This is a genomic window from Microbacterium sp. NPDC055442, assembly GCF_053644215.1.
The window spans coordinates 592,482-599,737 of the sequence record NZ_JBSHLF010000002.1 but is presented as its reverse complement, the minus strand read 5'-3'; the positions used below and the strand labels follow the sequence as shown (position 1 = coordinate 599,737).

General features: G+C 68.8%; 6 protein-coding genes. 5 read left to right on the top strand and 1 reads right to left on the bottom strand.

What is annotated here, in order from left to right; translation table 11 throughout:
- Nucleotides 1-83 precede the first annotated feature (83 nt).
- Complete coding sequence (locus ACWIBS_RS07345; protein ID WP_376130573.1) at nucleotides 84-1,490, top strand: alpha/beta hydrolase-fold protein; 1,407 nt, start codon at nucleotides 84-86, stop codon at nucleotides 1,488-1,490.
- An 89-nt stretch (nucleotides 1,491-1,579) separates the two neighbouring features.
- On the opposite strand, the gene ACWIBS_RS07340 is transcribed toward ACWIBS_RS07345, so the two are convergent.
- Nucleotides 1,580-2,017 carry a hypothetical protein gene (locus ACWIBS_RS07340; protein WP_376130576.1) on the bottom strand — a complete coding sequence of 146 codons (438 nt, stop codon included), beginning with the start codon at nucleotides 2,015-2,017 and terminating at the stop codon, nucleotides 1,580-1,582.
- Between the two features lie 196 nt (nucleotides 2,018-2,213).
- On the opposite strand from ACWIBS_RS07340, the gene ACWIBS_RS07335 reads away from it, so the two are divergent.
- From ACWIBS_RS07335 to ACWIBS_RS07320, 4 genes are all read left to right on the top strand, one after another.
- Entirely contained in the window at nucleotides 2,214-3,368 is a 1,155-nt protein-coding gene (locus tag ACWIBS_RS07335; RefSeq protein ID WP_376130578.1) for a calcium:proton antiporter, read from the top strand.
- A gap of 76 nt (nucleotides 3,369-3,444) precedes the next feature.
- The gene (locus ACWIBS_RS07330) at nucleotides 3,445-4,224 is read left to right on the top strand and encodes a DeoR/GlpR family DNA-binding transcription regulator (protein WP_376130581.1); all 780 of its coding nucleotides are present in this window, start codon (nucleotides 3,445-3,447) and stop codon (nucleotides 4,222-4,224) included.
- On the top strand, nucleotides 4,221-5,165 hold the full coding sequence (locus ACWIBS_RS07325; RefSeq protein WP_376130584.1) for a hexose kinase: 945 nt from the start codon (nucleotides 4,221-4,223) through the stop codon (nucleotides 5,163-5,165). Before ACWIBS_RS07330 ends, ACWIBS_RS07325 begins: the two co-directional genes overlap by 4 nt.
- A gap of 24 nt (nucleotides 5,166-5,189) precedes the next feature.
- A complete protein-coding gene (locus ACWIBS_RS07320; protein WP_376130587.1) occupies nucleotides 5,190-7,244 on the top strand; it encodes a PTS fructose transporter subunit IIABC in 2,055 nt (684 codons plus the stop codon).
- The last annotated feature ends 12 nt before the right edge of the window (nucleotides 7,245-7,256 follow it).

The following is a 7,256-nucleotide window of genomic DNA, read 5'->3' as shown; positions in this document are numbered from 1 at the left end:
ACGTTCCTCGCGCTCCGGGCTAACAGCATTCATAGTCATCAGTGTCTCCTTCAGGGTGAAGCCTCACCCCTTACACAGACCATTTGACAGGCTCGTCGGTCTCGTACTGGAAGCACGCGAACGACGTCGTCGCCGACGCCGCCGCCAGCGCATACGGCCAGTCCTTCCGCCAGAAGGCAGACTCCGACCGCTTCCCGACCGCCTACAGCGAGCGGGTGTCGCAGGTCGCGGTGCGGGAAGGCGACGTCGCGGTCGACGATCACGAGCTCACGCAGCGGATTGCGCAGTTCCTGACGTCGTACACGCGCTACGACAACACGTCGATCTACGGGAACGTGCTCGGCACTCGTCCTGATTACGAAGAGCTCGGCGTCGACGTCAAGAACCTGATCGTCACGGAAGACGATGGGCAGGTGTGGAAGCGCCAGTACGTCGTCTATGAGAACGAGCAGGCGGCTGCGGCCGAAGGCGGCGCGCCCGTCGTCTACGTCCATGCCGGTTCCACCCAGCCATGCACCCTCTTCTTCGACGCCACGCGGTGGTGGGAGATCGCCGATGAGTACGGCTTCACCGTCGTCGTACCGTGTGCCCAGTACCAGTCGTCGCTCACGTTGGGCTGGAACCAGAACAACACCGGCCTCGAGCGGCAGGCCGACGACTACGAGTTCATCAAGAAGCTGACCGCCGTCATCGACGAGGACTACAACACCGACCCGGGCCGCCGGTTCGCGATCGGCCACTCGAACGGCTCGATGTTCACGCACGGCATGGCCTACCGGATGCCGGAGTACTTCACCGCCATCGCCGGCAACGGCGGGTCCTCGAACCCGACGCCGGATGCCGGGAACTCGATCGTGCCGATGTTCTTGAACATGGGCGAGATCGACCTGTGGAACCCCTACCTGTCGGCACCCGGCAGCGTGCGCAACGTCGCCTCGTACTGGATCAACCGCAACCACGTCGGACACGTGGATGCGTCCGACTCGACGCAGACCGGGGTCGGACAACTCCAGCGCACGACGCTGCAGCGGTGGGAGAACGCCCAGGGCATTCCGCTCTACATGTACGGCTTCACGGCGGGGCGCGACCACAACGTGTCGGTGGACACGATGTGGGATGTCTGGGAGCAGTGGTTCTCGAAGTGGAGCAAGGACGAGACGGGCCGTCTGCACTACGACGGCGAGCAGGTGCAGGGGACCGGTCCTGACGCCCCGCGGGTCACGGTCACGCCGCGCACGCTCGGATCGAACGCGTACCTGTCGGTCGCGGTGGACAACCCGTCGGATGTCGCCGTGACGGTGAAGGTCGATGCCGCGTTCGGGTCGAAGACGTTCACGAACGTCGGACCCGGCGCGACGGTGTCGGTCTCTCTCAACACGAGGGCGGCGTCGGTGCCCGCCGGTGCTCTCACCGTCACCTCGACGGGCGAGCGCGACGGCGCGAGCTTCACCGAACCGCTGACCGTCGAGTACGGCCCGTACGGAGGCTGAGGCGGACTCGATCAACGGAGACGACGGCGCGACCACCGTGCATCCGGTGGGCGCGCCGTCGTCACTGCTCGGCGCGATCGTGCACGCTCTTAGTCGCTGACCGCCTTCTTCACGAGCGCGCGGATCTTCTTCTCGACCGCGGGGGTCATCTCCAGCACCGCGAACGACGTCGCCCACATCTCGCCGTCGTCGATGTTGGCCGCCTCGTCGAACGAGATGGTGCCGTAGCGAGTGTCGAATTTGGATGCCGGCTGGTAGAACACGACGACCTTGCCGTCGCGCGCATACGAGGGGAAGCCGTACATCGTCTTGGGGTCGAGGTGGGACGCTTCTTCCATGACGATCGCGTTGAGGGCCACCGCGATCTGCTTGTCGGTGCCCTCGAGCGCATCGATCGCCTCGACGCACGCCTCGAGCTCCCGCGCGCGCTTCGCAGCTCCCTTCAGGCCCTTCGTCGAGCGAAGCTCCTCGGCGCGCTGCTTCATCGCCGCCCGCTCGTCGTCAGTGAATCCGTTCGTCTTGCTCATGGCTGTTCTCCCGTCGGAAGGATGGTGTCTGCACAGCACAGTACGGTCGGTGTCGCGCGTCTGCTTCTCCGATCCTGATCGATCGCGTCCGCGGAGTGAAGAGCACCGGCGCGATAGGATTCGTCGAAGGCATCGAGCGGGACGACCCGTTCGTCAGGACTTTCGTCGGGACGGCCCGCAGACGAGGCAGTGATCCATGCAGGTCATCTCCCATCTCCGTGCGATCCTCACGCCGGCCGCCATCCTCCAGCTGCTGCTGGGCTGGATCGCTTTCGGGGTTCTGGTGCTGCTGCGCCCGGTTCTGCAGAGCCATCTCTCGACTCCGACGCTGTTTGCGCTGCTCGCGGGGATCATCGCGGTCATCGTCGTATGCGCGTTCGGCGTCGTCGCCCAGGCGGAGCACCTGGCCCGCAGGCTCGGCGATCCCTACGGCACCCTCATCCTCACGCTGTCGATCGTCGTCATCGAGGTCATCCTCATCTCGGCCGTCATGCTGGGGCCGGGGGAGCACCCGACGATCGCGCGCGACTCGGTGATGGCCGTGTCGATGATCATCCTCAACCTCGTCGTCGGCGTCGCGCTGGTGGTGGGCGGCATCCGTCATGGCGGGCTTCGGCCGAATCGCACGGGGGTGTCGTCGTATCTGTCGCTGCTGATCGTGCTGCTCACGACGGCGTTCGCTTTGCCCGCTCTCATCGGGGTCGACGGGGCGTACACGTCTGGACAGGCGGTCCTCATCCTCCTGCTGACCGTCGCGCTGTACGTCTTCTTCCTGTGGCGGCAGATGGGGGCGCAGCGCGACGACTTCCGCGAAGTGCTCGACGCGCCGGACCCCGCGGCATCCGTGTCGTCACCGGACAAACCGCGCGCCGATATCCGCGCGATCCTGAAGACGCACCGCGTCGAGGTGCTCGCACGCACGCTCGTGCTCGTTCTCACGGTGGTTCCCATCGTCCTGCTGTCGCACGACATGGCCTCATTGCTCGACGAAGGACTCGGCCGCCTCGGCGCGCCCGTCGCGCTCTCGGGCATCCTGATCGCGATGATCGTGTTCCTGCCCGAGACGATCACGACGATCAGCGCCGCGTACATCGGCGAGATCCAGCGGGTGAGCAATCTCTGCCACGGCGCTCTCGTCTCGACGGTCGGCGTGACGATCCCCGCCGTCCTCGCGATCGGCCTGCTGACCGGACAGATCGTGGTGCTCGCCGAGAGTCCGGTCGATCTCGCGCTGCTCGCGATCACGGTGATGCTGTCGGCCACGTCGTTCCTCGGCAGGAAGACGACGGCCCTCCACGGCGGTGCGCATCTCATGGTCTTCGTGCTGTACGGCCTCGCCGTCTTCTCGTAGCCCTCTGGATCACCGGAGATCTTGTTTTATGTGGGACTAAGTTGTACTGTGTGGGAAAGTTTCCCGGGAGACCCACATGTACGCGACCGAACGTCATGCGCTCATCGAGCGGCTCATCGCGCAAGAGGGGCGTGTCCGGGTCGTGGACCTCGCCCGTCGATTCGAGGTCACGACCGAGACGGTGCGCCGTGACCTGGGGCTGCTCGAAGAAGCCGGTGCGCTCCGTCGCGTGCACGGCGGCGCCGTGCCCGTCGACGGTGCCAGCACCGTCGAGCCGTCGCTGGCCGACCGGCGCAGACGGCACGCGTCCGCGAAGGCGGCGATCGCGAGTCGCGCGCTGGACGCCGTCGCGCCGGGGTTCCGCGGGTCGATCTTCTTCGATGCCGGATCGACGACCGCCGCTGTGGCTGCAGAGCTCGCTACGCGCCTGCCCGGCGCGCCGATCGACGTCGTCACGCACGCACTTCCGATCGCCCACACGATCGCGAGCGTTTCGAACGTCGCGCTCACCCTCATCGGCGGGCGGCTGCGAGGGCTCACGGCCGCCGCCGTCGGCTCGGGGACCGTCCGTGCGATCGAGAGTCTGCGCCCGGATGTCGCCTTCGTCGGCACCAACGGCGTGTCCGCGGGGTTCGGGTTCAGCACGCCGGATCCCGAAGAGGCCGCCGTCAAGTCGGCGATCGTCCGCGCCGCGCGCCGTGTCGTCGTCGTGACCGATGCCGAGAAGCTCGACCGCGAACTGCTCGTCTCGTTCGCGGATCTGTCCGAGATCGACGTGCTCGTGACCGATGCCGCCCCCGAAGAGCCGCTCGCCGCAGCTCTTGCGGAGGCCGACGTGGAGGTGTGGCTCACATGATCGTGACCTTGACGGTCAATCCGTCGCTCGACCGCACGATCGTGCTCCCGGCACCGCTGCGGCCGGGCGAGGTCCAGCAGGCGCTTCGGCAGAGAGAGGATGCCGGGGGCAAAGGCATCAACGTGGCGCGAGTCGTCGCGGCAGCCGGTGCCGAGACGCTCGCCGTGCTGCCTCTCGCCGACGGCGATCCCTTCGGCTCGGCCCTGAGGGCGTCCGGTGTGCCGGCGCGGACCGTGCCGATCGACGGCGCCGCGCGCGCCAACATCGCGATCACGGATCCTTCCGGGCAGACGACCAAGCTCAACCTCGTCGGTGCCGCCCTCGCCGACGCGGATGCCCGGGCGATCGTCGACGCGACGGTCGAAGCCACCGCGGGGGCGCGGTGGCTCGTGCTCGCGGGGTCTTTGCCGCCGGGTGTCGGCGACGACTTCTACGTCGACGTGATCCGCGCCGTGCGCAGCGCGCACGGCGACGGGTCCCCGCGCATCGCGGTCGACACCTCCGGGCCTGCTCTGCACGCCGTCGTCGCGTCGGGGCATCCGGATCTCATCAAACCCAACGACGAAGAGCTCGCCGAGCTGGCGTCGGTCGCGTTGCCCGACGGTGACCTCGCGGCGACCGTCGTCGACGTCGCGCGGACGATCGTCCCCGCCCGTGTGCGATCGGCCCTCGTCACCCTCGGCTCGGCCGGCGCGGCCTACATCGACGCCGATGGCGCGTGGGCGGCGGCGGCACCGCGGGTCCGCGTGCAGAGCACCGTCGGCGCCGGCGACAGCTCACTGGCCGGCTTCCTGCTCGCGGAGAGCGCCGGGGCGGACGCATCCGACGCCCTCGCCGGCGCCATCCGCTACGGCTCCGCCGCGGCATCCCTGCCGGGGACCCAAGTGCCGACGCCCGCCGACCTCGGCGACGACGACATCCCCACCACGCGCATCCCCTAAGCAGAACCCATCCTGGAGGTCACTGTGTCCGACACCATCACCCCCGCACTGGTCAGTCTCGATGTCGAGCTGGGGCCAGACAAGGCCGCCGTCATCCGCTCCCTCGCGGCGCGCGTCGCCGCCGAAGGCAGGGCGACCGACGCCGAGGCGCTGTTCGCCGACGCGTGGGCACGCGAAGAGAAGGACGAGACGGGTCTGCCGGGCGGCATCGCGATCCCGCACGCCAAGAGCGCCGCCGTCACCACGCCGTCCCTCGCCTTCGCTCGGCTGGATCCCGGAGTCGACTTCGGGGCGCCCGATGGTGCAGCGGATCTCGTCTTCCTCATCGCCGCGCCCGAGGGTGCGGCGGAGGCGCACCTCGCAGTGCTCTCGAAGCTCGCGCGCAGCCTCATGCAGGACGAGTTCACGGCGGGTCTGCGCGCGGCCAAGACGAACGACGACGTCGTCGAGATCGTGCGCGTCGCGATCGGCGAAGCGGATGCCGCGCCCGCGGCCGCTGCCCCCGACGCACCCGCGGCGGCGGTCTCTGCCGACGACGAGCTCCAGATCGAGGGACGCCCCGCCCGCATCGTCGCCGTCACTTCGTGTGCGACCGGCATCGCCCACACGTTCATGGCCGCCGACGCGCTCACCGCCGCCGGCAAGAAGGCGGGGGTCGACCTCGTCGTCGAGCCCCAGGGGTCGAGCGGCTACAAGGCGCTCGACCAGCAGCTCATCGACGACGCGGACGCCGTCATCTTCGCCAACGACGTCGACGTCCGCGAGATCGGCCGCTTCGCGGGCAAGCCCGTCGTCCGCTCCGGAGTGAAACGGGGGATCGAGCAGCCCGCGGCGATGATCACGGAGGCCGTCGCAGCAGCGAAGGACCCGTCGGCGGCGCGCGTCGCGGCTGGCAGCACCGCGACCTCGAGCACCTCGACGGCGAACCTGTCGTGGGGCGCGAAGATCCAGCGCATCCTGCTCACGGGCGTCAGCTACATGATCCCGTTCGTCGCGGGCGGCGGCCTGCTGATCGCGCTCGGCTTCGCGATCGGCGGATTCGAGGTGACGGCGAACGCCGCGACGGTCATCACCGAGAACGCGCTGTGGAACCTCCCGACCGGCGACATCACCTCACCGTTCGGCCCGCTCGGGCAGTACCTCGGCTCGGTCGCGTTCATGATCGGCAACGTCTCGATGGGCTTCCTCGTGTCGGCTCTCGCCGGCTACATCGCCTTCGCGATCGCCGACCGCCCCGGCATCGCGCCCGGCTTCGTCGCGGGCGCCGTCGCGGTGCTCATGAGCGCCGGCTTCATCGGCGGCATCATCGGCGGACTCCTCGCCGGTGTCGTCGCATGGTGGCTGGGACGCCTCGATGCGCCCCGCTGGCTGCGCGGTCTCATGCCGGTGGTCATCATTCCGCTGCTGGCTTCGATCGTGGCATCCGGTCTGATGATCCTGTTGCTGGGGCGCCCGATCGCGGCGCTCATGGAGCTCATGAACGACGGGCTCACCAACCTCGCCGGCGGTGCGGGCATCATCATCGTCGGGGTCATCCTGGGGCTCATGATGTGCTTCGATCTCGGCGGCCCGGTCAACAAGGTGGCCTACGCCTTCGCCGTCGCGGGGCTGGGAGCGGGCTCGCCCGACAACCCCACGCCGTACCTCATCATGGCCGCGGTCATGACAGCGGGAATGGTGCCGCCGCTGGCGATGGCGCTCGCCTCGACGGTCCTCGCGCGGTCGTCCTTCACCCCGGTCGAGCGCGAGAACGGCGTCGCCGCCTGGCTGCTGGGCGCGTCGTTCATCAGCGAGGGCGCGATCCCGTTCGCCGCCGCCGACCCGCTGCGCGTCATCCCCGCCTCGATGGTGGGCGGCGCCGTCACGGGCGCCCTCACGATGGCGTTCGGCGTGCAGTCCCTGGCTCCGCACGGCGGGGTGTGGGTGCTCTTCGCGATCAGCCCCATCTGGGGATTCCTGGTCGCGCTGGTTGCCGGTACCGTCGTGAGTGCGCTCGTCGTGGTCGCGCTCAAGAAGTGGGTCGGCCGCACGAGCCTCGAACAGGCCGAGACCTCGGCTGCCGCGGCTGTGGCCGCATGAGTTCCGACGAGA